Origin of the sequence: Streptomyces sp. NPDC047043, from assembly GCF_040644055.1 — a bacterium.
In the GTDB taxonomy this organism is placed as follows: Bacteria; Actinomycetota; Actinomycetes; order Streptomycetales; family Streptomycetaceae; genus Streptomyces.
In genome coordinates this window covers 376367-402402 of sequence record NZ_JBEYVO010000003.1, presented here as the reverse complement: position 1 = coordinate 402402, position 26036 = coordinate 376367, and the positions used below count along the sequence as shown (strand labels likewise).

23 protein-coding genes and 2 tRNA genes are annotated in these 26036 nt (G+C 70.3%); 5 read left to right on the top strand and 20 right to left on the bottom strand.

Translation table 11 applies throughout. From position 1 onward, the window contains the following. Window positions 1-18 precede the first annotated feature (18 nt). The 4 genes from ABZ880_RS07025 to leuS form a co-directional block, all read right to left on the bottom strand. On the bottom strand, window positions 19-1071 hold the full coding sequence (locus tag ABZ880_RS07025) for a helix-hairpin-helix domain-containing protein (RefSeq protein WP_361258083.1): 1053 nt from the start codon (window positions 1069-1071) through the stop codon (window positions 19-21). 121 nt (window positions 1072-1192) lie between these two features. Then, the gene (locus tag ABZ880_RS07020; protein ID WP_361258080.1) at window positions 1193-2038 is read right to left on the bottom strand and encodes a DegV family protein; all 846 of its coding nucleotides are present in this window, start codon (window positions 2036-2038) and stop codon (window positions 1193-1195) included. Between the two features lie 72 nt (window positions 2039-2110). Beyond that, a complete protein-coding gene (locus tag ABZ880_RS07015; protein ID WP_361258077.1) occupies window positions 2111-2845 on the bottom strand; it encodes a hypothetical protein in 735 nt (244 codons plus the stop codon). A gap of 141 nt (window positions 2846-2986) precedes the next feature. Further along, a complete protein-coding gene (gene leuS, locus ABZ880_RS07010; protein WP_361258074.1) occupies window positions 2987-5860 on the bottom strand; it encodes a leucine--tRNA ligase in 2874 nt (957 codons plus the stop codon). 415 nt (window positions 5861-6275) lie between these two features. Between leuS and ABZ880_RS07005 the strand changes: the two genes are divergently transcribed. Further along, entirely contained in the window at window positions 6276-7562 is a 1287-nt protein-coding gene (locus tag ABZ880_RS07005) for a cytochrome b/b6 domain-containing protein (RefSeq protein WP_361258072.1), read from the top strand. Next, window positions 7559-9172, top strand: coding sequence for an NADH-ubiquinone oxidoreductase-F iron-sulfur binding region domain-containing protein (locus ABZ880_RS07000; protein ID WP_361258069.1), 1614 nt, complete (start codon window positions 7559-7561; stop codon window positions 9170-9172). The genes ABZ880_RS07005 and ABZ880_RS07000 overlap by 4 nt, the downstream gene beginning before the upstream one ends. Before the next feature lie 112 nt (window positions 9173-9284). On the opposite strand, the gene ABZ880_RS06995 is transcribed toward ABZ880_RS07000, so the two are convergent. The 3 genes from ABZ880_RS06995 to ABZ880_RS06985 all read right to left on the bottom strand — a co-directional run bounded on the left by ABZ880_RS06995 (window position 9285) and on the right by ABZ880_RS06985 (window position 11320). Next, window positions 9285-9357 (bottom strand) — tRNA-Ala (locus tag ABZ880_RS06995). A gap of 118 nt (window positions 9358-9475) precedes the next feature. Continuing rightward, complete coding sequence (locus ABZ880_RS06990; RefSeq protein WP_003976229.1) at window positions 9476-9709, bottom strand: hypothetical protein; 234 nt, start codon at window positions 9707-9709, stop codon at window positions 9476-9478. A gap of 246 nt (window positions 9710-9955) precedes the next feature. After that, window positions 9956-11320 carry an MFS transporter gene (locus ABZ880_RS06985; RefSeq protein WP_361258066.1) on the bottom strand — a complete coding sequence of 455 codons (1365 nt, stop codon included), beginning with the start codon at window positions 11318-11320 and terminating at the stop codon, window positions 9956-9958. A 238-nt stretch (window positions 11321-11558) separates the two neighbouring features. Here ABZ880_RS06985 and ABZ880_RS06980 point away from each other — a divergent pair, with 238 nt between their 5' ends. Beyond that, entirely contained in the window at window positions 11559-12467 is a 909-nt protein-coding gene (locus tag ABZ880_RS06980; protein ID WP_361258063.1) for a helix-turn-helix transcriptional regulator, read from the top strand. Between the two features lie 22 nt (window positions 12468-12489). On the opposite strand, the gene ABZ880_RS06975 is transcribed toward ABZ880_RS06980, so the two are convergent. The 7 genes from ABZ880_RS06975 to ABZ880_RS06945 all read right to left on the bottom strand — a co-directional run bounded on the left by ABZ880_RS06975 (window position 12490) and on the right by ABZ880_RS06945 (window position 16721). Further along, window positions 12490-12562 (bottom strand) — tRNA-Ala (locus tag ABZ880_RS06975). A 76-nt stretch (window positions 12563-12638) separates the two neighbouring features. Then, entirely contained in the window at window positions 12639-13310 is a 672-nt protein-coding gene (locus tag ABZ880_RS06970; RefSeq protein WP_361258060.1) for a histidine phosphatase family protein, read from the bottom strand. After that, on the bottom strand, window positions 13307-13750 hold the full coding sequence (gene rsfS, locus ABZ880_RS06965) for a ribosome silencing factor (RefSeq protein ID WP_361258057.1): 444 nt from the start codon (window positions 13748-13750) through the stop codon (window positions 13307-13309). The genes ABZ880_RS06970 and rsfS overlap by 4 nt, the downstream gene beginning before the upstream one ends. 99 nt (window positions 13751-13849) lie before the next feature. Then, the gene (locus tag ABZ880_RS06960; RefSeq protein ID WP_361258054.1) at window positions 13850-15553 is read right to left on the bottom strand and encodes a LytR C-terminal domain-containing protein; all 1704 of its coding nucleotides are present in this window, start codon (window positions 15551-15553) and stop codon (window positions 13850-13852) included. A 16-nt stretch (window positions 15554-15569) separates the two neighbouring features. Further along, window positions 15570-16208 (bottom strand): nicotinate-nucleotide adenylyltransferase, encoded by a 639-nt coding sequence (gene nadD / locus ABZ880_RS06955; protein ID WP_361258052.1) that lies wholly within the window; start codon window positions 16206-16208, stop codon window positions 15570-15572. Window positions 16209-16287: 79 nt separating this feature from the next. Continuing rightward, on the bottom strand, window positions 16288-16452 hold the full coding sequence (locus ABZ880_RS06950; protein ID WP_361258049.1) for a hypothetical protein: 165 nt from the start codon (window positions 16450-16452) through the stop codon (window positions 16288-16290). Between the two features lie 107 nt (window positions 16453-16559). After that, window positions 16560-16721 (bottom strand): hypothetical protein, encoded by a 162-nt coding sequence (locus ABZ880_RS06945; RefSeq protein WP_275774861.1) that lies wholly within the window; start codon window positions 16719-16721, stop codon window positions 16560-16562. Between the two features lie 128 nt (window positions 16722-16849). Here ABZ880_RS06945 and ABZ880_RS06940 point away from each other — a divergent pair, with 128 nt between their 5' ends. After that, a complete protein-coding gene (locus ABZ880_RS06940) occupies window positions 16850-17962 on the top strand; it encodes a M48 family metallopeptidase (RefSeq protein WP_361258046.1) in 1113 nt (370 codons plus the stop codon). Window positions 17963-18038: 76 nt separating this feature from the next. Here ABZ880_RS06940 and ABZ880_RS06935 read toward each other — a convergent pair whose 3' ends face one another. The 5 genes from ABZ880_RS06935 to proB form a co-directional block, all read right to left on the bottom strand. Then, window positions 18039-19109: a hypothetical protein gene (locus ABZ880_RS06935; protein ID WP_361258043.1), complete on the bottom strand. Its 1071-nt coding sequence runs from the start codon at window positions 19107-19109 to the stop codon at window positions 18039-18041. 101 nt (window positions 19110-19210) lie between these two features. Beyond that, window positions 19211-19777, bottom strand: coding sequence for a hypothetical protein (locus ABZ880_RS06930; RefSeq protein WP_361258040.1), 567 nt, complete (start codon window positions 19775-19777; stop codon window positions 19211-19213). Window positions 19778-19919: 142 nt separating this feature from the next. Then, on the bottom strand, window positions 19920-21206 hold the full coding sequence (locus tag ABZ880_RS06925; protein ID WP_361258037.1) for a glutamate-5-semialdehyde dehydrogenase: 1287 nt from the start codon (window positions 21204-21206) through the stop codon (window positions 19920-19922). Window positions 21207-21309: 103 nt separating this feature from the next. Further along, window positions 21310-21777: a hypothetical protein gene (locus ABZ880_RS06920; RefSeq protein ID WP_361258200.1), complete on the bottom strand. Its 468-nt coding sequence runs from the start codon at window positions 21775-21777 to the stop codon at window positions 21310-21312. A gap of 142 nt (window positions 21778-21919) precedes the next feature. Then, window positions 21920-23026 (bottom strand): glutamate 5-kinase, encoded by a 1107-nt coding sequence (gene proB, locus ABZ880_RS06915; RefSeq protein ID WP_361258198.1) that lies wholly within the window; start codon window positions 23024-23026, stop codon window positions 21920-21922. A 233-nt stretch (window positions 23027-23259) separates the two neighbouring features. On the opposite strand from proB, the gene ABZ880_RS06910 reads away from it, so the two are divergent. Further along, the gene (locus ABZ880_RS06910) at window positions 23260-24645 is read left to right on the top strand and encodes a polysaccharide pyruvyl transferase family protein (protein WP_361258034.1); all 1386 of its coding nucleotides are present in this window, start codon (window positions 23260-23262) and stop codon (window positions 24643-24645) included. Window positions 24646-24669: 24 nt separating this feature from the next. Here ABZ880_RS06910 and ABZ880_RS06905 read toward each other — a convergent pair whose 3' ends face one another. Then, on the bottom strand, window positions 24670-25908 hold the full coding sequence (locus tag ABZ880_RS06905; RefSeq protein ID WP_361258031.1) for a glycosyltransferase family 2 protein: 1239 nt from the start codon (window positions 25906-25908) through the stop codon (window positions 24670-24672). Window positions 25909-26036 lie beyond the last annotated feature (128 nt).

The window sequence follows — 26036 nt, the reverse complement described above, 5'->3', positions numbered from 1 at the left end:
GACCTGGGCGCCGCGAGGTCACCCCGGCAACGTTGACTCGCCGATGCCGTTCACCTCACGCAGCTCGTCCACCGAGCGGAAACCGCCGTGCTGTGTGCGGTAGTCGATGATGTGCTGGGCCAGCACGGGGCCGACGCCCGGCAGGGTGTCGAGCTGGTCCACGGTCGCCGTGCTGAGGGCGACCGGAGCCGCGGGAGCAGCGCCCGCACCGGCCGCACCACCGGCGGCCGCACCGGCCGCACCCGGCGCCGCGGCGGCCGCGGGACCGCCGACGACCACCTGCTCCCCGTCCACGAGGAAGCGGGCCCGGTTCAGGCCGTCCGTACTCGTACCGGGCCGCACTCCCCCGGCCGCGCGCAACGCGTCGACAACCCGCGAACCGGCCGGCAGACGATGGATCCCGGGGTGGCGGACCTTGCCGCTGACGTCCACCACGATCCCGGTCCCACCCGGGCCCGCGGCATTCGACGCCCCGGCCGAACCGCTCGGCTCGGGGTCCCCGCTCCCCTTCCGCTCGCCGAACGGAGCCGCCGCCCGCACCACTTCGGGCGCCCGCACGGACTGCGTCCGCCCGGCCCAGAAGTGCTGCACGGCGAACACGGCGGCGACGACCAGCACCGCCGCCAGTGCGAGCACACTCCGCCGCTCCAGCCCGCACCTCGACTGCAACCACAGAGGCATCCGCTCCCGCACCGCAAGCCCGGCCCGCACACGCCGGCCGTCCCCGGAACGATCGCCGCCGGTAGTGGCGTCGGTGCCGAAAGCGAAATCGCGATCGGTGTCGGAGCGCCCGTCGTCCCGGGGCAGGGCCCGCGGGAGGTCGAAGTCCTCGTCCTCCTCCGTCACGGGCGCGGTCGGCGGCCCCGTCCCCGACTCCCGCCGCTCACCGGCCCGTTCGGGGAACAGCACCTCCGCGCGCCGACGGAGTTCGTCCGCCGACTCATGCCGGTGCCGATGCCGGACCCGGCTCAGACCCGGTGGACGACGATGACGGATCCGGCCGTCGGAGGCGGGGCCGCGCCCGGGGCCACTGGTCGCAGTCGCTGTACGTGAACGTGATCGAAGTGCCATGCCACGACGATGGGGCACACCGCCACTTCCGCGATGATCTTGCTCAATTCCCGGGGATTACCGCCCAGTTGTGGATAACTCCGCCACCCACACGAGTGAGAGAGTGTCAGCGGAGAAACCGTCAGCGCGGCGAGACCACGACTCCCAGCAGCCCGGGCCCGGTGTGCGCCCCGATCACCGCTCCCACCTCGCTCACATGCAGATCGGCCAGCCCGGGCACCCGCGCCCGCAACCGGTCGGCGAGCGCCGACGCCCGCTCGGGAGCGGCGAGATGGTGGACCGCGATGTCGACCTGTGCGCTGCCGGCACGGCCGGCCGCGATCTCCTCGAGCCGGGCGATCGCCTTCGACGCCGTCCGGACCTTCTCCAGGAGTTCGATACGGCCACCGTCGAGCTGCAGCAGCGGCTTCACGGCGAGCGCGGAGCCCAGCAGCGCCTGCGCGGCGCCGATCCGGCCGCCGCGGCGCAGATAGTCGAGGGTGTCGACGTAGAAGTAGGCGGACGTCCCGGAGGCGCGCTTCTCGGCGGCGGTGACGGCCTCGTCCACCGTGCCGCCCGCCTCCGCCGCCTCCGCGGCGGCGAGCGTGCAGAACCCGAGTGCCATCGCGACCGCCCCGGTGTCCACCACTCGCACCGGCACCGGCGCCTCGCGCGCCGCGAGGACCGCCGCGTCGTACGTGCCCGACAGCTCGGCGGAGAGGTGAAGGGAGACGATGCCGGTGGCGCCGGACTCGGCAACCTTGCGGTAGGTCTCGGCGAAGAGCTGGGGGCTGGGCCGCGAGGTGGTGACGGGGCGCCGCTTCTGCAGGGCCTGGGCCAGGGAACGGGTCGAGATCTCGGTCCCCTCGTCCAGCGCCTGGTCACCGAGGACCACGGTCAGGGGCACCGCTGTGATGCCGTGGCGCTCCATCGTCCGCGGCGGCAGGTAGGCCGTTGAATCGGTGACGATCGCGACATGGCGGGACATGAGCTGGAGGTTACCTGCCGTAGCGCCCGGACGGCAGCCCGGCCCCTCTCACCTGGTATGCCCTTGACCGGATCAAGTAGTGCTCTCGGGGCGGGGTTTCTTCTGCCATGGGTACGTGGGGCGCGCTGCGGGCGGGGTGATGGCGGCCCGCGTGGGCTCCTCGGCCGTGCGGGAGCGGGGGGTCTCCGGCCAGGTCTGCTGAGCGGTCGCGTTGTCGGCGGCCGGGGCGTCGGGCCACGGCGGCGGGGTGGAGGACGGCTCTTCCTTGGTCCAGTGCCGCAGGGCACCGGCCTCCACGTCTATCTGCGCGCTCAGCGTGTCCAGGTCGTCGTCGGCGAAGCGGCGGGCCCGGTCGCGGGCCGCCCAGCGCAGGGAGTCCGCCGACTGTGTGATGCGCTCGGTGCGCTCCCGCAGTTCGGGCAGCCGCGCGGCGAGCGTGGTCCGGTCCGGCTCGGCCTCCAGGCGCTTGAGCTCGCCGTCCAGTTCGTGCCCGTGCGCACTGAGGCGCTGGAAGAGGCCCAGGGACTCCTTGAGGGACTCGTCCTCGCTCACGCCCGCGTGCAGTGCGTCCTGCGTGGCGCGCATCGACGTCCGCAGCTTCAGCCGCAGTTGGGCCAGCTCGCCCGCCGCTCCGGGCTGGGCGAAGGACTTGGCCCGCAGGGTGTGGTCCTCGACCGTGCGGCGGGCCTGGGTGATCGTGCGGTCCACGCTGCGCCTGGCGGCGCCGACCACCTTCACCGTGGCGTAGACGCCGAGCGCCAGGAAGAGCACGAAGAGCAGGGCGAACACTGCGATCACTGCTTCCACTGCGCTCCTCCTCCGCCGGGCACGACACGCATCGCATCGCCTTTCCACGGTAAACGAGGCGGGCAGGCCCGGAGTTCCAGAAAAACCCCGAACCTGCCCGTAGGGGACTACCCCGAGACGTGTGTCCCGGCCCGTGAGCGGCTACGCCGGAACGATGTTCACCAGCTTGGGCGCCCGCACGATCACCTTCCGGATCCCCGCGCCGTCCAGCGCCGCCACGACCTTCTCGTCGGCCAGCGCGACCTTCTCCAGCTCCTCCTCGGAGATGGACGGCGAGACCTCCAGCCGCGCCTTGACCTTGCCCTTGATCTGCACGACGCAGGTCACGGACTCGTCGACGACGTACTGCGGGTCGGCGACCGGGAAGTCCCGGTGGACGACGGAGTCGGTGTGGCCCAGCTTGCGCCACAGCTCCTCGGCGATGTGCGGGGCCAGCGGCGCGACCAGCAGCACCAGCGGCTCGGCGACCGAGCGCGGTACGACGCCGCCCGCCTTGGTCAGGTGGTTGTTCAGCTCGGTGACCTTGGCGATGGCGGTGTTGAACCGCATGCCCTCCAGGTCACCGCGCACACCGTCGATCGCCTTGTGCAGGGCGCGCAGCGTGTCCTCGTCGGGCTCGGCGCCGGAGACGGTGACCGCACCGGTCGCCTCGTCGACGATGTTGCGCCACAGCCGCTGCAGCAGCCGGAACTGACCCACCACCGCGCGCGTGTCCCACGGCCGCGACACGTCCAGCGGACCCATCGCCATCTCGTACAGGCGCAGCGTGTCGGCGCCGTACTCGGCGGCGATCTCGTCCGGAGTGACCGCGTTCTTCAGGGACTTGCCCATCTTGCCCAGCAGCCGGGAGACCTTCTCGCCCTGGTAGTAGTAGGCGCCGTCGCGCTCCTCCACCTCGGCGGCCGGCACCGCGATGCCACGGCTGTCGCGGTAGACGTAGGCCTGGATCATGCCCTGGTTGAACAGCTTGTGGAACGGCTCCGCGGAGGAGACGTGCCCCAGGTCGAACAGGACCTTGGACCAGAAGCGCGCGTACAGCAGGTGCAGCACGGCGTGCTCCGCGCCGCCGACGTACAGGTCGACACCGCCGTGCGGCTGGCCCTCACGCGGGCCCATCCAGTACTGCTCGATCTCGGGGTCGACCAGCTGCTCGCTGTTGTGCGGGTCCAGGTAGCGCAGCTCGTACCAGCAGGAACCGGCCCAGTTGGGCATGGTGTTGGTCTCACGGCGGTACGGCTTCGGCCCGTCGCCCAGGTCCAGGGTGACGTTGACCCAGTCCTCGTTGCGCGACAGCGGCGTCTCCGGGGACGTGTTCGCGTCGTCCGGGTCGAAGGTGCGCGGCGAGTAGTCCTCGACCTCGGGCAGCTCCAGCGGCAGCATCGACTCGGGCAGCGAGTGGGCGATGCCGTCCTCGTCGTAGACGATCGGGAAGGGCTCGCCCCAGTAGCGCTGGCGGCTGAACAGCCAGTCGCGCAGGCGGAAGTTGACCGTGCCCTCGCCGATGCCCTTGCTCTGCAGCCACGCGGTGATGCGCGCCTTGGCCTCGGCGACGCCCAGGCCGTCCAGGGAGACGTCGTCGTTGGAGGAGTTGATGATCTTCGCGTCGTACGACGAGAAGGCGTCCTCCCACGTGGAGGTGTCGGTACCGCGTCCGTCGGTCGGCTCGACGATGCAGTTGATCGGCAGCTCGAAGGCGCGCGCGAACTCGAAGTCGCGCTGGTCCCCGCACGGCACGGCCATGATCGCGCCGGTGCCGTAGCCCATCAGGACGTAGTCGGCGATGAAGACGGGAACCTGGTCGCCGTTGACCGGGTTGGTCGCGTACGAGCCGATGAAGACGCCGGTCTTGTCCTTGGCCTCGGCCTGCCGCTCGACGTCGGACTTCGAGGCGGCCTGCGCGCGGTAGGCGGCGACGGCCTCGGCCGGGGTCGCGTGACCGCCGGTCCACACCTCGTGCGTGCCCTCCGGCCAGGCGTCCGGGGTGAACTTCTCGACCAGGGGGTGCTCGGGCGCCAGCACCATGTAGGACGCGCCGAACAGGGTGTCGGGGCGCGTGGTGAAGACGGTGATGCGCTCGCCGTCGATCGGGAAGTCGACGCGGGCACCCTCGCTGCGGCCGATCCAGTTGCGCTGCTGCAGCTTGATCGCCTCGGGCCAGTCCAGCGCCTCCAGGTCGTCCAGCAGCCGGTCGGCGTAGGCGGTGATCCGCATGTTCCACTGGCGCAGCTTGGCCTTGAAGACCGGGAAGTTGCCGCGCTCGGAGCGCCCGTCGGCGGTGACCTCCTCGTTGGCCAGCACGGTGCCCAGCCCGGGACACCAGTTGACCGGCGCGTCGGAGGCGTACGCCAGACGGAACTCGCCCAGGACGTCGGCGCGCTCGGCGGCGTTCAGCTCGCTCCACGCGCGCGTGTGCCCCGGTACGGAGCGCTCACCGGACTCGAACTGCGCGATCAGCTCGGAGATCGGACGGGCCTTGTTCGCCTCGTCGTCGTACCAGGAGTTGAAGATCTGCAGGAAGATCCACTGGGTCCACTTGTAGTAGTCCGGGTCGATCGTCGCGAACGACCGGCGCTTGTCGTGGCCCAGGCCCAGCCGGCGCAGCTGGACCTTCATGTTCTCGATGTTGGCCTCGGTGGAGACACGCGGGTGCGTGCCGGTCTGCACGGCGTACTGCTCGGCGGGCAGGCCGAAGGCGTCGAAGCCCAGGGTGTGCAGGACGTTGTGGCCCGTCATGCGCTGGAAGCGCGCGAAGACGTCGGTGGCGATGTAACCCAGGGGGTGGCCGACGTGCAGACCCGCACCGGAGGGGTACGGGAACATGTCCATGATGAACTTCTTGGGCCTGGCGACGATCTCCGGGTCACCGGCCAGGTCGCCCTTGGGGTTCGGCGCCGCGTACGTGCCGTCGGCGTCCCAGAAGTCCTGCCAGCGTGCCTCGATCTCGGCCGCCATGGCGGCCGTGTAGCGGTGCGGCGCAGCCACCTCGGCGGTGGCAGCGGGGTTCGTCTCGCTCATGATCCTTAAGCTCCATCGATCGTCTCTGCCAGCGGCTGCGTCGTTCCGGAAACGAAAAATCCCCTCGCACAGGAGGGGACGCCGCGCCGATTCCGATCCATCCGGTCACCGGTGGTCGGGACTGATCAGCGCGGCTCGCTAAGCAGAAGGCGTACGGCACGCATGCGGTTAGGGTACCGCAGGCCTTGAGCACGCCGCGACGCGCTTCCGTATGGGTCCTTGGTGCCTGACACCGCCTGACAAAAACTGAACCAAGGTCAAAAGTTACTTCGCGTAACACCCACTACCGGGACATCGCAACAAGCGCGTTGTCCTTTGATAACAACGCAATAACTCAAACGTCGTACCCACCGGTATGGCGCCGCTTAGAGTGCGGCACCGGGACCGCTTTCCCGAACCGCTCGGAGTTGCCCCCATGAACCCTCGTCGTAGTAACAGCTCGCTTCCCAAGGCAGGCCGGTCGGCCTACGGGATCGCGACCGCTGTTGTTCTGCTGCTCATACCCGTGGTCGTGCTGCTCGGAGGTGGCTGGCTCCAGGACTTCCTCAACTTCGGTGCCGGCGTTCTGTCCCTCGTCTCACTCAGCTGCTCCGTGATCTGGGGCCTGGTCGCCCAGGACCGGCTGATCCTCAACACGCGCCAGCGGATCGTGGCGCAGGGCATCCACCGGGTGACCGCCGTCGCCTCGATCGCCTTCCTCCTGGTCCACATCACCATCAAGCTGGCGCTGGACCACACCGTGCTCATCGCCGCGCTGATCCCCTTCAGCCTCGGCATCGAGGGCAGCGCGGGCCTCATCGGCCTCGGCTCCCTGGCCGGCCTGCTCATGATCTTCGTCGGCGTCACCGGAGCCCTGCGCAACCAGTTCGCCTCTCCGGCACCGGTCGCAGCACGCTGGCGCGCGATGCACATGCTGGCCTACCCGGCCTGGTGCGCCGCCCTGATCCACGGCCTCTTCGCAGGCCGCGCGGCCAAGCCGTTCTTCATGATCTCGTACGAGCTCTGCCTGGTCGCGGTGGCCGGAGCGCTGGCCCTGCGCGCGGCCCCGCGCCCCTTCAAGCGCAAGGTCGCCGACCGGCTCGCCGCACTCCTGGGCAACGAGGAGCGCCTGGGTCGGGACGACCTGGACGCGAGCCGGGCGCGCATGGCGGAGGCCTCGTCCGCGCTGCCGGGCTACGAGAACCAGCGCCCGGCGAAGCCGTCGGTCACCGACACCATGGGCTCCCCCATGTACGACGTCCCCGCCTCGCGCACCATGACCCCGGAGCCGGCCAACGGCTTCGCGGCCGCCTACCGCGCCGTCACGCCCCCGCGCGACCAGCAGCCCTACGCGGCGGCCGACCAGACGGCCCGCATGGACCTGCCCATGGACATGCAGCCGACGGAGGGGATCCCGCGCATGGACGGCGGCACGGGCAGCTGGCCGGTCCCGTCGCCCCCGCCGGTCGGCGAGGCACCCCCGTCGGCGTACGACCCCATGCAGGACACCGGATACAACATCCCGACCTATGGCAATTCGGGCACCGCTGCCTACCGAAACAGTGATGTGTACGACACCGGTGAGACGAACAACCTCTACGGCACGTACAACCCGAACGACACGTACAACAGCGGTCCCGCCAATGAACCATCGCCCGGTGCGTCCTACGACTCGCCGGGATCGGGCGAACCTTGGAACACGCCTTCCGGAGGCTATAGGTGAACGAGGCCCTGCCCGACGTCCCGGAAGTCCGCGTGGTCGGACTTCCTCAACTCACGTCTGGCTTCGACCTTGTCGAAAGACTCGATCTGCCCATGCACCTCAAGGTGCACGGGCCGCTCGAACCCCTGGGCGGCGAGCAGCTCGCCAAGCTCGCCGAGAACATCAACCTGAAGGGCCGCGGCGGCGCGGGCTTCCCCTTCCACAAGAAGCTGCGCTCGGTCGCCGAAGCGGCGATCAAGCGCGGTGTACGGCCGGTCGTCGTCGTCAACGGAAGCGAGGACGAGCCGGCCTGCCGCAAGGACACGGTGCTGATCAACCGTGCCCCGCACCTCATCCTCGACGGCGCGCTGCTGGTCGCGGAGGCCCTGGGTGCCCGCACGCTCGTGGTGGGGGTCACCCGTGAGTCGACGCAGCGCTCGATGGAGGCCGCGCTCGCCGAACGCGGCCTCAGCAACAGCCGCCGATCGGCGATACGCGCGAGCGTGCAGCGCAACCCCGTCCGCATGGTCACCGGAGCGGCGGCCTCGCTGATCCGCTCCATCGACGGCGGCCCGGCGATCCCGCCCGGCCGCAAGGTCAGCGCCTCCCAGAACGGCGTCGGCGGCGCACCCACGCTCCTGTCGAACGCCGAGACCTTCGCCCAACTGGCGATCGCGGCCCGCATCGGCCCGGAGCGCTACGGCAACACCGGTCTCTACGACGAGCCGGGCACCGTCATGCTGACGGTCTCCGGCGCGGTCGCCCGCCCCATGGTCATCGAGGTGCCCACGGGCGTTCCGCTGCGCTACGTCCTCCAGCTCGCCGGCGCCCCGCCGGTCCCGCAGGGCGTGCTGACGGGCGGTTACCACGGCAAGTGGATCGACGCGGCGACGGTCAACGAGGCGATCGTCTCCCGCAACTCCCTGGACGCGGTGGGCGGTGCGCTCGGCGCCGGCGCCATCCTGCCCATCACGCAGGAGACTTGTCCGCTGGGCGAGTCGCTGCGCGTGGCGCAGTGGCTGGCGGAGGAGAGCGCGGGACAGTGCGGTCCCTGCTACCTCGGCCTGCCCGCCGCCGCGCGCGGCATGGCCGACATCCTCAACGGCGGCGGCCCCGCCGCCCTGGAGGCGCTCAAGCAGGTCGCCAAGAACGTGAAACGGCGCGGCGCCTGCTCGCACCCGGACGGCTCCGCGATGTTCCTGGAGTCGACCATCAAGGCGTTCACCGACGACCTGGCCGCGCACGTCCTCGGAAACGGCTGCGGACGGCCCGTGGAGGGCGTTCTGCCGCTCTTCGAGGGCGGCCAGCTGCCCGCGGGCATCCCGGGCGGCGGAGAGCCCGTGGAGAACGGCCCCAGCCGCCAGAAGATCTACGTCGACTGGACACTGTGCCGGGGCCACGGCCTGTGCGCGGACATCCTCCCCGAGGTCTTCGAACTCGGCGCCGACGGCTTCCCGACCGTCGCCCAGGCCCAGGTGCCGCGCTACGCGGAGGCCAAGGCACTGCGCGCGGTCCGCCGCTGCCCGGCGCTCGCCCTGCGCATCGAGGAGGAGACGCCCCGGGACAAGACCCCGTCCCGCAACCTCCCGGTCCTCTCCCAGGGCCGCGGGCGGCGCGCACTGGGCCGCTGACGTACACACCACGAAGGGCCGCCCGGTTCGGGCGGCCCTTCTGTATTTCCCAACTCCCCCCGGACACACGAAAGATCCCGTCGGATCGAGATGATCCGGCGGGATCTGACTGTGGAGCTAAGGAGAATTGAACTCCTGACCTCCTGCATGCCATGCAGGCGCTCTACCAACTGAGCTATAGCCCCTTGTGTGCCACGCGGCGGAGCCGCATATTTGGCGCGTCCTCCGGGTTTCCCCGGCGGCTGCGCCAACATTACACGGTCCCCCGGGTGGAACACCAAATCGTTTCCGGGGCGGCCCGGGTCAAGCCGTCACGAACGAGTAGAACCGCTTGAGAGTGCAGTGCTCCTCAAGGAGACGGCCATAGATCGGCTCGCCCTCCAGTTCACGGTACGTCTCGATCGGGTCGCCCTTTATGATCAGCGCCCGCGCGCACTCCTCGCACCAGTACTGGTAGTCGGGATTGACCGGTTCCATGTCCCGGACGATCGGCGTCCCGCTGCCGCACCAGTCGCACTTTCGCCTGTGTGCACCCATCGATCAGCTCCAGCTGTGGCCGCAGGCCGTGCACACGTAGGAAATTCCGCCATTGTCCCCGAGGACCTGGGCCACATGGACGGAACCGCAGGAAGGGCAGCTCAGACGGGTGACCGTGTCCCGTTTCGACGCCGCTTCGAGGAGGTGGCCGACCTCCTCGAGGATGCTCGCAGGCATCACTGCTCCCTCCCGTCGGGCCGCGCCCCCTTCCGGCCGTTTGATTCTGCCACGGCCGGACCGATACGGTCAGCGACGCCTCAGTACCAGTCCGGACACGGCACCCACCGCGGCCGTCCCGGCCAGCGCGAACATGCACGCCAAAAGCGCCTCCGCAGAGGTATACGCCTCCGGGCCCCCGAGTGACTCAAGCCGGTTCAAGAACAGTGTGCCGAACGCGGCGACTCCGGTCAGCTGTCCGAGCTGCGCGACTGTGGCGAGCAGTCCACTGGCGTCCGCCGCGTCCTCCGGCCGGACCGTGGCCAGGGCCCGCGTCAGGGTCGGGCTGAAACCGAGCGCGAGTCCCACGCCTACGCCGGCATACGCCACGTACAGCGGCGCTCCGCCCTGCTCACCGCCCTTCAGGGCCAGGCCCACGCCCGCCACGGACAGCGCGGTGAGCACGAACCCGGCGGGCGTCAGCAGCCGCTGCCAGGAGGCAGGCCACCGACGCCAGGTCAGACCCACCGTCCCGAAGACCACCGCGGTCGGCGCGAAGGTGAGGCCGGCCCGCAGGGCGCTGTAGCCGAGGCCGCCCTGAACGTGCAGGGTCAGCGCGAACAGGAAGCCGCCGTTGACGGCCATGACCGCCAGGATGCGGAAGACCGCCAGGGCCATGCCGGGGTGACGAAGCACACGCGGCGCGATGAGCGGGGCGCCGCCGCGCCGCGCGAGCCGGGCCTCGTAGAAGCAGAACAGCGTGAACAGCACCGCGGCGGCGGCCAGCGACAGCCAGGACCACAGCGGCCAGTCCTCCTCCTGCCCGAGCACCAGCGGCACCGTGAACAGCGACACGGCCGCGCCGAGCAGCACCAGCCCCGGCAGGTCGAGACCGCGCGCCCGCTCCCGCGCCGCCGCGTCCCGGGCGGGCAGTACGCGACTCCCCACGGCCAGCAGTACGAGGCCCACCGGCACGTTCACGAGGAACACGGGCCGCCAGCTCGTGCCGAACAGGTCGGCGCTGACCAGGACTCCGCCGACCACCTGCCCGGCCGCTGCACCGACCGCGATGACCGCCGCGTACACGCCGAGTGCCCTGGCCCTGGCCTCGCCGGTGAAGTTGCGCTGGATCAGGCTGAGCACCTGCGGGATCATCACGGCCGAGCCGGCGCCCTGCACCAGCCGGAACACGATGAGTTCGGTCGAACCGTGGGCCAGCCCGCAGGCGAGCGAAGCGGCCGTGAACAGGGCGAGCCCGGCCAGATGGACCCGACCGTGCCCGAGCCGGTCGCCGAGACGGGCGCCGGTGATCAGCAACACCGAGTAGGTGATGGCGTATCCGGCGATGACCAGCTGCAAGTCGGCGCCCGAGGCGTGGAGTTCGGTGCCGATGGTGGGGGCCGCGACGTTCACGATGAACACGTCGAGCAGCGCCATGAACTGGGCGGCGAGCACGAGGGCGAGCAGCGCCCGGGGCCGATTGTCAGTGGCGGGTGCTTCACTTTTCGCAGGACATGGAACGGGGGCAGAACCCGGGTCCGTACGGGGAGTTGTCGTCATGCCGTCGAGCCTGACGACGCCCCGGTACGGGTGCCGAGAGCCCGCCGATGCTGGTACTGACAGCACCTGGCAGGGGACAGGTCCGGCATTGAGGATGGTTGTACGACGGAGACGTGACGTGGGGGACGTGACGATGACGACGACACACCGACGACGGCCCGAGCTGGCCGCGTTTCTGCGCACCAGGCGGGCGAGGGTGACTCCGGCGGACGTGGGCATGCCGCCGGGCTTCAGGCGCCGCACACCGGGGCTGCGGCGCGAGGAGGTCGCCCAGCTCTCGGGCGTGGGCGTGACCTGGTACACCTGGCTCGAGCAGGGCCGCCCGATCAACGCCTCCGCGCAGGTCCTGGACGCCGTGGCGCGCACTCTGCGGCTCGATCCGCCGGAGCGGGAGCATCTGTACCGCCTGGCGGACGTGCCCTTCGAACCGGATCGGGAGCGGCTGACGCAGACCGTGGGCGCGGAGGTGCAGGGCATCATCGACGCCGTCGACCCGCTGCCGGGTGTGGTCTACAACTCGCGCTACGACGTCCTCGCCACCAACCCGGCCTACCGCGACCTGTTCGTGGTGCCGGAAACCGTGCAGCTCGCGGCTCCGAACGTGCTGTGGACGCTGTTCACGGTGTCCGAGGAGGCCTGTCCGGTGGTGCACCGCGAGCGTGAACTGCCGGTGATGGTGGCGACGCTGCGGTCCTGGTACGGCCGGCATGTGGGAGAGCCGGCCTGGGAGGGCTTCATACGGGGGCTGTCCGCGGCGAGTGGCTACTTCGCCGAGCTGTGGGCGAGCGGCGAGGTCATACAGCCGGGGCCGCGGGTGAAGACGTTCCGTCACGAGGCGGTGGGCGAGCTGCGGATGACCTCGCAGTCGCTGTCCATCGACGGGATGCCGGAGTGCCGCATCGTGGTCTACACGCCGGAGAACGAAGCCGCCCGGGCGAAGGTGGCGCTGCTCAGGGAGCACAGACAGCCGCTGTGGCCGGCAACCGAGGAGGGGGCCGCCGAGATCATCCGTATGTGGCAGACAGAAAATCCCGCCTCCTGACGGAGACGGGATCCTGATCAAGTGGAGCTAAGGAGAATTGAACTCCTGACCTCCTGCATGCCATGCAGGCGCTCTACCAACTGAGCTATAGCCCCTTGTTCTTCGTTCCCCCCGCGCGGCGGGGCGAACAAGAAGAACTTTAGCCTGCGACCTGCCGGAAAGTGAAATCCGCTAGTCGTCGTCGCCGAGCACCGGCTCCGGCAGCGTGCCGGCGTTGTGCTCCAGCAGCCGCCAGCCGCGGGCGCCCTCACCGAGGACGGACCAGCAGCAGTTGGAGAGACCGCCGAGGCTCTCCCAGTGGCGGGCCTCCAGGCCGAGGAGGCGTCCGATGGTGGTGCGGATCGTCCCGCCGTGGCTGACCACGACGAGCGTGCCGTCGTCGGGGAGCTTCTCGGCGTGCCGCAGCACGACGGGGGCGGCGCGCTCGGCCACCTCGGTCTCCAGCTCACCGCCGCCGCGGCGCACCGGCTCACCGCGCTTCCACGCGGCGTACTCCTCGCCGTGCCGCTCGATGATCTCCTCGTGCGTCAGCCCCTGCCAGACGCCCGCGTAGGTCTCGCGCAGCGCCTCGTCGTGGGTGACCTCCAGGCCGGTGAGCCCGGCGAGCTCGGCCGCCGTGTTCGCGGCGCGCTGGAGGTCGGAGGCGACGATCGCGTCGGGCTTGAGGGAGACCAGCAGCCGGGCGGCGCGGCGGGCCTGGGCCAGGCCCGCCTCGGTGAGCGGGACGTCCGTGGTGCCCTGGAAGCGGCGCTCCACGTTCCAGGAGGTCTGGCCGTGCCGCCACAGGATGACGCGGCGGCCCCGGCCCGGCCTGCCCGCGGACACCTCACCGGTGGCGCTCACCACTCACCGCCCAGGTCGGCCGCCTCCTCGGCGGCCTGCAGCTTGGCGTGCTCCTCGGCCTTGCCGCGGGTGGCCTTGGCGTCGGCGGGCAGGTCCAGCTCGGGGCAGTCCTTCCACAGCCGCTCCAGGGCGTAGAAGACCCGCTCCTCGCTGTGCTGGACGTGGACGACGATGTCGACGTAGTCGAGCAGGACCCAGCGGGCCTCGCGGTCGCCCTCGCGGCGCACCGGCTTGGCGCCGAGCTCCTTCTGGAGCCGCTCCTCGATCTCGTCGACGATCGACTTGACCTGGCGGTCGTTGGGCGCGGAGGCCAGCAGGAAGGCGTCCGTGATCGACAGGACGTCGCTGACGTCGTAGGCGATGATGTCGTGCGCGAGCTTGTCGGCGGCCGCCTGGGCGGCGGTGTGGAGGAGCTCGAGGGAACGGTCAGTGGCGGTCACTACGTGGCTTTCGGTCGGCGGTCACTTGACATCAAGGGTCTCACGGACCGCCGGGAGCACCCCACGTGATTGGGGGATCACGTGGGGCGTCCGGGACCGTCAGGACGACGGCTTGTAGTTCTGGCCGAGGACCACCGAGACGTCCGCGTTCGAGGTGACCTTGCCCTTGGTGACGGAGCTGCCGGGCAGTCCCAGCGTCTTGGCGACCTCGGTCGCGTTCTCCTTGTCGGCGGCGTCGGAGTAGACGACCTTGGAGGTGGCCGAGGTGGCGGTCGCCGTGCCGCCCTCCAGGAAGGTGAAGCCGCCGTTGAGGAGGACCACGCGGGCCTTCTCGGTGTTGTCCTTCACACCGCTGGCGTTCTGGACGGAGACGCTGACGGCGTCGCCCTTGTCGGGGCTCTTCGCGGTGCCGCCGAGGACGTCCTTGACCACACTGGCGCCGGCCTGCGCGCTCATCGTGCCGTCGTTCTGGACGGGCAGCAGGGCGGTCTTGTAGTCGCCGCCCTTGGCGAGGTCGGCGAGCTTGGCGAGGAAGGTGCCGAGGTCCTTGTCGGTCAGCGAGGGGTCCAGGATCTGCGCCAGCGTCTGCACGGTGGTGGTCGCCGCCGTCGGGTCGGAGGACAGCTTGCGCAGCACGCCCTGCATGACCTGGCCGAACCGCTCCAGCTGGGCGTTCTGGGCCTCTCCGGAGGCACGGTAGGTGGCGTAGGCGACGGCCATCTTGCCGCTGAGGGTCTGGTCCTTGCCCTTGTGGACGAGGGGCGCGGCACCCTTCTTGGTGGCGTCCGGGTCGGGTACGTCGGCGTTGGTGTCGACGTCGATGTTGCCGACGAGGTCGACGAGGTTCTGCAGGTAGGGGGTGTCCAGCCGCCAGGTGCCCTCGATGTTGGTGCCGAGGACCGTGTCGAGGGCGTCGCGGGTGCCGGAGGAGCCGTCGTCGTCGACCGACTTCGCGAGGGTGCTGGTGTTGCCGTCGTCGTCCGTCAGGGCAAGGGAGTTGGGCAGCAGGACGGTGGTGCCCTGCTTGGTGGTGGTGTTGTCGACGAGCAGCGCCGTGGAGGTGCCGCCCTTCTTGGTGTTGTGCAGGTGGACGACGATCACGTCACGGTTCTGGGCGCCCGCGGCCGTCGCCGTGCCGGTCTTGGAGCCGGACGACGACGACAGCCCGGGCAGCTTCCCTGCGTACCAGAGGTAGCCGACGCCGCCGACCGCGACCAGGGCGAGGACCACGACGAGGGCGACCATGCGGCTGCGGGCGCGGCGCTTGGCCTCCTCGCGACGCTCGGTGCGGTTCTCGGTGAAGTTCAGCCAGTCGATGACGTCTTCGGAGTCGCCGTCGGGTTCCTCGACGAAGGCGAACTGCTCGGTGCGGTAGTCCCGTTCACCCGAGGCCGGGGCCGCTGCCTCCCGGGTCGGCTCCACGGGGCCGGCCTGCTGCGGGATGTAGGCGGTCTGCTCGGCGACCCGGGGCTGCTGCCCACTGGCCGCGGCCCGCCCGTAGGGGTCGTACGGGGTCGAGGGCGCGCCGCCCTGGGGCGCCCCGGTGCCGTAGGGGTCGTAGGAGGGCACGGGTGGCTGCTGACCGGTGCCGTAGGGGTCGTACGGCGGGACGGGCTGCTGTGTGCCGGTCGCGTACGGGTCGTATCCGTAGCCCTGTTGCTGGGCGTACGGGTCGTGCGGCTGCTGGGGAGCCTGCTGCTGCCGCGCCTGCCGGTACACGGGCCTGCCGTACTCGTCGTAGCCGACGAGCTCGTACTGGTCGTCGTGGTCGCCGCCGTAGCCCGCGTCGTATCGGTCGTTCACCGGTGCCCCTCTCGGCTCACTCGCCGCGGTACAGCTCGCGCTTGTCGATGTAGCGCACGACTCCGTCCGGCACCATGTACCAGATGGGGTCTCCCTTGGCGACTCTCGCACGGCACTCTGTGGAGGAGATGGCCAGCGCGGGAACCTCGACCAGCGAGACGCCGCCCTCCGGAAGTCCGTGGTCGGTCAGGTGGTGACCGGGCCGGGTGCACCCGATGAAGTGCGCGAGGGAGAACAGCTCCTCCGAGTCGCGCCAGGTGAGGATCTGACCGAGGGCGTCGGCGCCGGTGATGAAGAAGAGATCCGTGTCCGGGTTGAGCGCGCGCAGGTCGCGCAGGGTGTCCACGGTGTAGGTGGGGCCGCCGCGGTCGATGTCGATACGGCTCACCGAGAACTGCGGGTTCTCGGCGGTTGCGATGACCGTCATCAGGTAGCGGTCCTCGGCCGGGGAGACATGGCGGTGGGTCTTCTGCCACGGCTGGCCGGTCGGGACGAACACCACCTCGTCCAGGTGGAACTGCGCGGCGACCTCGCTGGCCGCCACGAGGTGCCCGTGGTGGATCGGGTCGAACGTTCCGCCCATGACGCCGAGACGGCGCTTGCCGGGGTTCGACGGGCCGTTGCCGTGACCGGTAGGCATGTCCTGCTCTCCCATGCGTGCAGACCCTACCGGCCCGGCCTGAGACACCGGTCGACGGATGCCCGGGATGCCCCGGTACGGGGCTTCAGCGGACTCAGCGGTCGCGGTTGAAGCGAGTGGTGATCCACAGCAGGAGCAGCAGGATGAACAGCGCGCCGCCGCCGGTGACGTAGGGGCTGAGGCTCTCGTGGTTGCCGCCGTGCTCCTCGCCCTCGGCAGCGAGGGTGACCAACTGGGCAGCGGTGCTGTGGAAGCTCATCTCGGCAGAACCTATCCGGTGGGCGGGACAAAGATGTCGGCCCATCGTAAGGGGGCCTCTGGGCGGCGATCACGCCGACTCCGCCGTTGGGGAACCCGGGGCGGTCCTCAGTCGTCCTTCTGCTTGTAGCCCCGCAACAGGAACCACCCGGTCAGCGCGCAACCCACCATCATCACGATCAGTACGACCCGGAGCAGATTCCCCGGCCCTTGGTGCTGGGCGGCGCTCGTGGCCTCGGCGAGCCAGGCGGCTGCGGGGGTGTGCTCCATGGCGATGGGACTCCTTCGGTGTAGTGCCCGTCCACGGTAACTCCGCCTAGGCTGGGCCTTGCTTCGGGGGCGCAAAGGGCCGCACAAGGGTCCGCAAAGGGCCACTCACACGCACATGGGGGAAAGACATGTCGGACGACGGCCACGAGCACAACGGACACGAGAACGTACCGAGCAGGCAGCGCCGGCGCTTCCCGGGGATCTCCTCGCGTGCGTACGAGCACCCGGCCGACCGCAGCGCGCTGGTGGCGCTGCGCAAACTGAGCGGCTTCGACACCGTGTTCAAGGCGCTCAGCGGTCTGCTGCCCGAGCGCAGCCTGCGGCTGCTGTTCCTGTCCGACTCGGTGCGCGTCTCGGACCAGCAGTTCGCACACCTCAACGACATGCTGCGGGACGCCTGTTACATCCTGGACCTGGAGAAGGTCCCGCCGATGTACGTGAATCAGGACCCGCAGCCGAACGCGATGTGCATCGGCCTGGACGAGCCGATCATCGTCGTCACCACCGGGCTCGTCGAGCTGCTCGACGAGGAGGAGATGCGGGCGGTCATCGGCCACGAGGTGGGCCACGCCCTGTCCGGGCACGCGGTGTACCGCACGATCCTGCTGTTCCTGACCAACCTGGCGATCCGGGTCGCCTGGATCCCGCTGGGCACGCTCGCGATCATGGCGATCGTGACGGCGCTGCGCGAGTGGTTCCGCAAGTCGGAGCTGTCCGCGGACCGGGCGGGGCTCCTGGTCGGGCAGGATCTGAAGGCCTCGATGCGCGGCCTGATGAAGATCGCGGGCGGCAACCATCTGCACGAGATGAACGTGGACGCCTTCCTCAAGCAGGCCGAGGAGTACGAGGCGGGCGGTGACCTGCGCGACTCCGTGCTGAAGATCCTGAACCTGCTGCCGAGGTCCCACCCGTTCACCACCATCCGGGCGGCCGAGCTGAAGAAGTGGTCGGAGACCCGCGACTACCAGCGGATCATGGACGGCCACTACCCGCGGCGCAGCGAGGACAAGGACACCTCGGTCTCGGACTCGTTCCGGGAGTCGGCGGCGAGCTACGCCAGCAATGTGAAGAGCTCCAAGGACCCGCTGATGAAGCTCGTCAGCGACATCGCCGGCGGGGCCGGGGGCATCGGCGGGCGGGTGCGGCGCGGGTTCGACGGGTTCACGAGCTCGACGCCCGGGGAGGACCGGCCGCCGGCGGACGAGCCGCCCACGGACACGCCGCCGCGGGACGAGGACTGACCGGGACGGCCGAGGGAGCAGCCGACGGGACACGAAGGCCCCGTCGGCCTCTCGCACCCGGGGCAGCGCGCTCGGCTCACACCTTGGGCTGGGCGCTCGTCGCCAGCGATCCGCACAGCGCCGTCGCGCCGCCCGTCGCGTACGGGTCGGTGCCGGCGGGGCCGCCCGCCTTGGCCGTCTGGCCGGCCAGGAGCGGGTGGAGGTGGTTCGTGGAGTCCTCGGCGCAGGACAGCGGGCCGGCCTGGACGTAGGAGACGATCAGCTGGGCCTGGTGCAGTCGCAGGTCGTCGCGGTCGAAGCGGAAGTGCAGCTCGCGCCGGACGGTGAACAGGGAGGCCTGGGCCTTGGCCCCGGAGCCGGTCGGCTTCAGCGCGTACACGAAGGTGTGGTCGGCGGTGACCTCGAGGGTGGCGGAGTCGGTCTCGGCGGCCTGCAGTGTGCCCTGGACGCGGATGCTGCGGTCGGCGAGCTCGGCGCGGGTCTGGTCGAAGCGAACCAGCCATCCGGTGGGCTGGTGCCTGCCGTCTGCCACCGGGTGCTCGAAACTCTGGTCGAACTGGTCGAGTTGGTCGCCGTCGAGCATGACGCGCACGGGGCGGACCTCCTGGCCGCTGATGACCTCGGGGTAGAGCGAGGAGCGGACGATGTAGTCCTTCGCCGTGGTCAGGGCGGCCACCACCTGGCTGTCCGAGAAGTGCGCGGTGCGTCGCGAGGCGGGCAGGGGTATCCCCTCGGCGCCGACGCGGAACTGCGCGGCGGGGCTGTGCGCGTACAGGTACTCCGGATCGACCGCGCCGGGCACCTTGCCCTGCGGGGAGAGCGGGATGACGGTCATCCGCAGGGGCTCGACGGGCTGCCGGGCGGAGGGGGTCTGGTAGGGGTGCCGTACGCCCATGTAGATCGCGGTGCCGAAGGCCACGGCGATCAGCAGGACCAGGATCAGCGCCTGCCGGGACAGGCCCCGGCGAAGGGGTGGGCGGCGGCGTACGGCGGGCGCGTGGTCGGCCATGCGCTCCTGCGCGGAGAACTCCTGGAGGCGGGCAGCACGGACGAACGACTCGTCGAAGACGACGGATCGGTACTCGTCCTCTCCACCTCCGGGGCCGCCCTCGGGTGTCCCCTCAGGTGGGTCTCCAGGCCCTCCCATACATTCAGGGTAGGTCGCCGAGCGCCCCGGTAAACGCCCTGGTACACGACAAGTTCTGACAGGTTCTCACCAGGATCGAAAGTGAGCGCGAAGGGGCCCGCTCAGGGGGTGCGCGGGATCACCGAGATCGCCGGCTGGGACGTGTCGGCGGAGGCGGAGGGTGTCGCCGCGCTGCCCTGTTCGAGACCGGTCGAGGCGGGCGGTGGGACCTGGTCCCGACTGCCCGAGGAGGCGCCCCGGTAGACCGCGGTGAAGGCCAGCGCGACCATGCCTATCCCCATCACCAGGGCGAGCATCCAGGCGACCGGGCGATGCCAGCGGACCTGCTTTCCGTACGTCCCCGGGGCGCCGTAGCGGCCTTCGAGGACATCGGTGTCGTCCAGGTCGTCGAGGTCGGGATCATGGCCGAAACCGGAGGGGTCGTAGCCCTCCTCGTACCGCTCGCCCCTGCCGTGGGCCCGGCGGGCTTCCGCCTCGGAGGCCTCGGCTCTGGCCTGGGCGGCGGCAAGGAGGCGCTCGACGGCGGTCGGCTCGTGCACCACGGCCGCCCGCACGAAGGCCTCGTCGAAGACCACGGAGGCGAACTCTTCGTCCGACACCCCGCGGTCGTGGTCGTCGTCGGGCTCCCAGCCGTCAGGGAACGGCGTGCCCCCCACGTCCTCCGGCACGGATCCAGAGTAGACCTGGGGGGTCAATTTGGGCAGACGGTATGGAAATTCATCCGCCTTGTGAGACACCTCTCGTGCGGCACGGGCGTGTACCAGGAGCGCGTGCCCGGCGCATATGCGCCCCCGCCCCGGTACCGCCGGCTCAGCGTCGGATGTGGCCGTCCCCGGTGACGATGTACTTCGTGCTCGTCAGCTCCGGCAGCCCCATCGGGCCGCGCGCGTGCAGCTTCTGCGTGGAGATGCCGATCTCCGCGCCGAAGCCGAACTGGCCGCCGTCGGTGAAGCGGGTGGACGCGTTCACCGCGACGGTCGTGGAGTCGACCAATTGCGTGAAGCGACGGGCGGCCTGCTGGGAGGTGGTGACGATCGCCTCGGTGTGACCGGAGGTCCACAGCCGGATGTGCTCGACGGCCTTGTCCAGCGAGTCGACGACGCCGGCCGCGATGTCGTAGGAGAGGTACTCGGTGTCCCAGTCCTCCGGCGTGGCCTCGACGACGGTCGCCTTGGAGTCCTTCGCGTAGGCCAGCACACGCGCGTCGGCGTGGACGGTCACGCCCGCCTCCGCGAGGGCGTCGAGGGCGCGCGGCAGGAATTCGGGGGCGATGTCCTGGTGGACGAGGAGGGTCTCGGCGGCGTTGCAGACGCTGACCCGCTGGGCCTTGGAGTTGATCAGGATGTCGATCGCCATGTCGAGGTCGGCGTTGGCGTCGACGTAGACGTGGCAGTTGCCGGTGCCGGTCTCGATCACCGGGACGACGGACTCCGAGACCACCGTCTGGATGAGGGAGGCGCCGCCGCGCGGGATCAGGACGTCGACCAGGCCGCGGGCGCGCATCAGCTCGCGCACGCTCTCGCGGCTCTCGCCGGGCACGAGCTGGATGGCGTCGGCGGGCAGCCCCGCGCCGCCCACCGCGTCGCGCAGCACCCGCACCAGCGCGGTGTTCGACTCGTACGCGGAGGCCGAGCCGCGCAGCAGCACCGCGTTGCCGGACTTCAGGCACAGGGCGGCGGCGTCCACGGTGACGTTCGGGCGGGCCTCGTAGATGATGCCGACGACGCCGAGCGGGACACGGACCTGGCGCAGGTCGATGCCGTTCGGCAGGGTCGAGCCGCGGACGACCTCGCCGACCGGGTCGGGCAGGGAGACGACGTCCCGGACGTCGGAGGCGATGGCGCGCACCCGCTCCGGGGTGAGCGTCAGGCGGTCGATGATGGCCTCGCTGGTGCCGTTCTCGCGGGCCTTGGCGATGTCCTTGGCGTTGGCCTCGACGATCTCGCTCGTACGGACTTCCAGGGCGTCCGCGATGGCGAGCAGCGCGTCGTCCTTCTCGGCCCGCGGCAGCGGGGCGAGGTCGGCGGCGGCGGCCTTGGCGCGGTAGGCGGCCTGCGTGACCGGGGACATGGAGTCGTACGGCGAGAGCGTGGTCATGAGGGAAGGGTAGTGCGCCGGACGGGCCCGTCCACCGGTCATCCCAAACCCCGAGACAAGCCCCGCAGATCCCGCAGAACGGTCGACAGGGGGCCGTAACGGCTCAAAAGGGGTGGACTCCGACGGGGGTGGCGGGCAGCGGGCCGTATCCCTCCGCGATCCGCTGGTGGTAGGTCTCGCGGTCGATGACCTCCAGGCCGACGATCTCCCAGGGCGGCAGCTTGGCGGTCTGGCGGTGCTCGCCCCACAGACGCAGGGCGACGGCGGCCGCGTCGTGCAGGTCGCGGGCCTCCTCCCAGTACCGGATCTCCGCGTGGTCGTTCGCATATCTGCTGGTCAGCAGAAAGGGGTGGTCGTGGGCCAGCTGCTCGAGGCCGCGCCGTACCTCCTTCAGCGGGGCCTCCTCGCCGGAGACGCTGAGCGTGACGTGCCACAGGCGCGGCAGGTCCTCCGGCTTCTCGTACCGGTCGCCGGCCGAGACGCTGGTCAGGGCGCGTTCCTCGCCGGCCGCGCGGGAGGGGGCGCCCCCTGCGGCACCGGCGCCGCCGCGGGACGCCGTCCCAGGGCGCACTCGTCTCACGACGGCCTCCTTTACGCAAGGTCGAGCAGTGCTCGTGCGGAATGTGTCCCCGAGACAAAGTTGAGCAGGCCGCAGGCCGTCACGTGACGCTTTTGCGGAACGTCCACCGCCGGGGGCGGACGTTTCGGCCCATTTACGGGTGCAGGATCACCAGATCGTCCCTGTGTACGACCTCGCGCTCGTACGCCGGGCCCAGTTCGCGCGCCAGCTCCCGGGTCGAGCGGCCGAGCAGCTGGGGGATCTCCTTGGCGTCGAAGTTGACCAGCCCCCGGGCCACCGCGTGCCCCTCGGTGTCCCGCAGCTCGACCGGGTCCCCGGCGACGAACTCGCCCTCGACGGCTGCGATCCCGGCCGGCAGCAGCGACTTGCGCCGCTCGACGACCGCCCGCACCGCCCCGTCGTCCAGGGTCAGCGAGCCCTGCGGGGCGGACGCGTGCTGCAGCCACAGCAGCCGGTTGGTGGAGCGCTTGCCGGTGGGGTGGAAGTAGGTGCCGGTGTCGCCGCCGGACAAGGCCTCGGCGGCGTGGACCGCGCTGGTCAGGACGACGGGGATGCCGGCGGCGGCAGCGATCCCGGCCGCCTCGATCTTGGTGACCATGCCGCCGGTGCCGACGCCGGCCTTGCCGGCGCTGCCGATCTCCACCTCGGCGAGATCGGACGGCTCCCGGACCTCCGCTATCCGCGAGGTGCCGGGCTTGCTCGGGTCGCCGTCGTACACGCCGTCGACGTCGGAGAGCAGCACCAGCAGGTCGGCGTGGACGAGGTGGGCGACGAGGGCGGCGAGCCGGTCGTTGTCACCGAAGCGGATCTCGTCGGTGGCGACCGTGTCGTTCTCGTTCACGACCGGGAACGCGCCCATCGCGAGCAGTTTGTCGAGGGTGCGGGAGGCGTTGCGGTGGTGGGCGCGGCGGCTCATGTCGTCGCTGGTGAGCAGGACTTGGCCGACGCGGACGCCGTAGCGGGCGAAGGAGGCGGTGTAGCGGGCGACGAGCAGACCCTGGCCGACACTGGCGGCGGCCTGCTGGCGGGCCAGGTCCTTGGGGCGCCGGCGCAGGCCCAACGGGGCGAGACCTGCGGCGATGGCACCGGAGGAGACCAGGACGATCTCCTTCTCTCCCCCGCTGCGACTCTTGGCGAGGACGTCGACGAGCGCGTCGACCCGGTCGGCGTCGAGGCCGCCGGCGGCCGTGGTCAGCGACGAGGAGCCCACCTTGACGACGATCCTGCGGGCTTCCGCCACACCCTGCCTAGCCGCTGCCACCTGCTGTTCCGTCCCCTCGCGCGCTCGGACCACCCCACCAGGCAATCTACGCGAAGCGGCACGGGCACCGCGCATCGGTCCAGTCCCCGGACAGGCGCCGGGTAACCAGTTGCTCACGGGTTGCATACGGCAAAAAGGTTGCACTGGTTCCTTATAGAAATCAAAGTGCAAGCAAACTTAATTTGAAGCTTGTGCCACCTAAAGTTCGCCGCGTGAAGCGCATCCTCCTCCGCTCGGGCAAGAGCCCCTACGACGTCTTCCCGATCGAGGAGGCTCTGCACCAGGACGTCATCGCCACCAACTCCGGCAACCTGATCTTCAGCGATGCCGCCCACAAGATCCTCGAGACGCCCTCCACCGAGGTGGTCTCCAACGGCATCCGGACCGATGTGTCCACCGCGGGCCGGATCAACGAGGAGTACGACGTCTTCGTCGTCCCGCTCGCGAACGCCTTCCGGCCGTCGTTCGAGCCGCAGTTGAAGCGACTGACCCGGCTGATCAGCAGGCTGCGGATCCCCGTCGTCGTGCCGGGCATCGGTGCGCAGGCCGGGCTGGGCTACAACCCGGCGCGGCTGAAGCCGATGGAGGCGTCGGTGCGCGAGTTCGTCTCCGCGGTGCTGGACCACAGTGCCTCGATCGGGGTGCGCGGCGAGTTCACCGAGAAGTACCTGAAGGACCTGGGCTTCAAGGACGTCGAGGTCATCGGCTGCCCGTCCCTCTTCATGCACGGCAAGGAACTGACTGTGCAGCGGCGGGTTTCGGAGCTGACCCCCGACTCCCGGATCGCGGTCAACGGTTCGCACAACGCGGTGCAGAAGCAGGGCCTGGACAAGGTGATCGACCGCGCCCGTGCCCGCTATCCGCACCTGACCTTCATCGGCCAGAACCTCAGCGACGCACGGCAGTTGCACTGGCGGGACCTGTCCCACCCGAACGCGGCGGTGACCGCGAGCCCGACCCACCCGGACCACCCGATGTACCGGGAGGACAGGGTCCGTGTCTACGTCGACCCGGTGACCTGGATCGACGACCTGCGCGCCTACGACTTCTCGTTCGGCTCCCGCATCCACGGCAACATCGCGGCCCTGCTGGCGGGTACGCCCGCGACCGTGCTGTGCGGCGACTCGCGGACGCTGGAACTGTGCCGCTACTTCGACATCCCGCACCGCCGGATCGACAAGCTGCCCGAGGACCTGGATCCGGCGCAGCTGTACGAGGAGGCCGATTTCAGCGGGCTGACCGGCGGCCATCCGGAGCGCTTCGAGCGGTTCACGGCGTTCCTGACCAGGAACGGCCTGGAGAACACGTTCACGCATGGCGACGGTGGCGCGGCCTTCGAGGCCCGGATGAAGGAGCTGGCCTTCCCGGCGGGCATCCGTCCCTGGAACGACGCCGATCTCGCCTCGCTCACCTCGCGGTTCGGCTGGATGCAGAGCCGTATCGCCGAACTGTCCCTGGACAACGACCGGTTGAAGCGCGAACTGGAGCGCAACCCGTCCAGGTCCGCCACGGCGGCCTCGGCCACGTCCGTCTACCGCCGCGCCCGGCGTGTGGTGGGCCGCCCGATCCGCCGGGCGCTGCAGACGGGCCGGCAGTGACGCGGGCCCGTCCGTGATCCGCCGTCAGGCCGCGGCGGCGGTCCCGCCCGGCGCCCCCGTACCACCCGTCGACGCCCGCTCCTTCAGCACCCGGCGCGCCTTGCGCACCGCCCGCCGCAGCACCGAAGAGGTGGTGTGCTCGCGGTAGCCCGGGAAGGCGCGGGCCTCGCGCGGGGCGGCCAGGTAGACCGAGTCGGGGATGCCCGCCGTCTCGTCGCGGAAGTGCGGGTAGACGAGGTAGACGTGGTGGCCCTTCTTCTCCAGGAGGGCCGCCGCCTGCTTCTTCGCCTTGACGAACTCCACGACAGGGAGGAGGAGTTCGGGCCGCTCCTCGGCCACCAGGTGCAGGCGCAGGCGCTCCTCGACCTTGAGGCGGCCGGCGACGCCCTCGTTCCAGAACTCCTCCATCAGCGGCTTGGCCAGCTCGAACTTGTGCCGCCGTACCTTCTCGCTGTCCTTGAGGAACCTGGGGCCGAACTGCGGCAGCAGGGTGATCAGGAAGGGGCGCATCATGAGTCCGTCGCGCCGCGGCCCGGCGGGGACGAGGTCGGCGATCAGGTTCATCAGGGCGCGGGCGGAGTCGAAGCGCAGGGTGTAACTGCCGCTCTTCGTCACGTGCTTGCCGTCTTCGCGGCCCACCAGGTAGTAGCAGGTGTAGTCGGCGAGCACGGAGACGCCGTCCGCCCGCAGATAGGCCTCCATGGTGAACAGCGCGTCCTCGCCGGTCCACAGGGACTCGTCGAAGCACATGCCGTGCCGCTCCAGGAACTCACGGCGGAACAGCTTCTGCGCGCTCAGCGTGAACTTGATGTTGGACGAGAAAACGTCCGTGCGCTCGAGCGTCTTGCCCCACATCGACTGCGGCGGCTTGCGGTTGATGCCCTCGACCCGGCCGAGGACGACGTCCGTGCCGTTGCGGTCGGCCATCGCGACCATGCGCTCCAGCGCCTCCGGGCCGAGCCGGTCGTCGGCGTCCAGAAAGAAGACGTAGCGCCCGGCGGCCTTGCCCAGGCCGACGTTGCGCGGGCCGCTGGGCCCACCGGAGTTGTCCTGCCGGATCACCGTCACCGACATGGGCACACGCTCCGCGAACTCCTCCAGATACTCCCCCGTCCCGTCCGTGGACCCGTCGTCCACCGCGATGACCTCGATGCGCCCTGGCTCGATGGTCTGCGCCTCGACAGATGCAAGGCACTCGACCAAGTACGGCATCGCTTCGTACGCACCTATGACGACGGTCACGTCAGGTTGCGCCACGGTCACGTGTTTCCCCCTCATCAACGGGATATTTCCCCCGTATCGCCTCATTCGCTACTTAGAAAGACGGACGGCCCCCGCAAGCGGTTGCCTCAAAGCCGCGCTTTCGTGACTCAGGTCACATGGTGAACGGA

Bases quoted from the DNA above. Each gene is read 5' to 3' on its own strand.
- ABZ880_RS07025 (WP_361258083.1), bottom strand. From the start codon at position 1,071: ATGGCACTTCGATCACGTTCACGTACAGCGACTGCGACCAGTGGCCCC.
- ABZ880_RS07020 (WP_361258080.1), bottom strand. From the start codon at position 2,038: ATGTCCCGCCATGTCGCGATCGTCACCGATTCAACGGCCTACCTGCCG.
- leuS (WP_361258074.1), bottom strand. From the start codon at position 5,860: ATGAGCGAGACGAACCCCGCTGCCACCGCCGAGGTGGCTGCGCCGCAC.
- ABZ880_RS07005 (WP_361258072.1), top strand. From the start codon at position 6,276: ATGAACCCTCGTCGTAGTAACAGCTCGCTTCCCAAGGCAGGCCGGTCG.
- ABZ880_RS06990 (WP_003976229.1), bottom strand. From the start codon at position 9,709: ATGGGTGCACACAGGCGAAAGTGCGACTGGTGCGGCAGCGGGACGCCG.
- ABZ880_RS06980 (WP_361258063.1), top strand. From the start codon at position 11,559: ATGACGACGACACACCGACGACGGCCCGAGCTGGCCGCGTTTCTGCGC.
- nadD (WP_361258052.1), bottom strand. From the start codon at position 16,208: ATGGGAGAGCAGGACATGCCTACCGGTCACGGCAACGGCCCGTCGAAC.
- ABZ880_RS06950 (WP_361258049.1), bottom strand. From the start codon at position 16,452: ATGAGCTTCCACAGCACCGCTGCCCAGTTGGTCACCCTCGCTGCCGAG.
- ABZ880_RS06945 (WP_275774861.1), bottom strand. From the start codon at position 16,721: ATGGAGCACACCCCCGCAGCCGCCTGGCTCGCCGAGGCCACGAGCGCC.
- ABZ880_RS06940 (WP_361258046.1), top strand. From the start codon at position 16,850: ATGTCGGACGACGGCCACGAGCACAACGGACACGAGAACGTACCGAGC.
- ABZ880_RS06935 (WP_361258043.1), bottom strand. From the start codon at position 19,109: ATGGGAGGGCCTGGAGACCCACCTGAGGGGACACCCGAGGGCGGCCCC.
- ABZ880_RS06925 (WP_361258037.1), bottom strand. From the start codon at position 21,206: ATGACCACGCTCTCGCCGTACGACTCCATGTCCCCGGTCACGCAGGCC.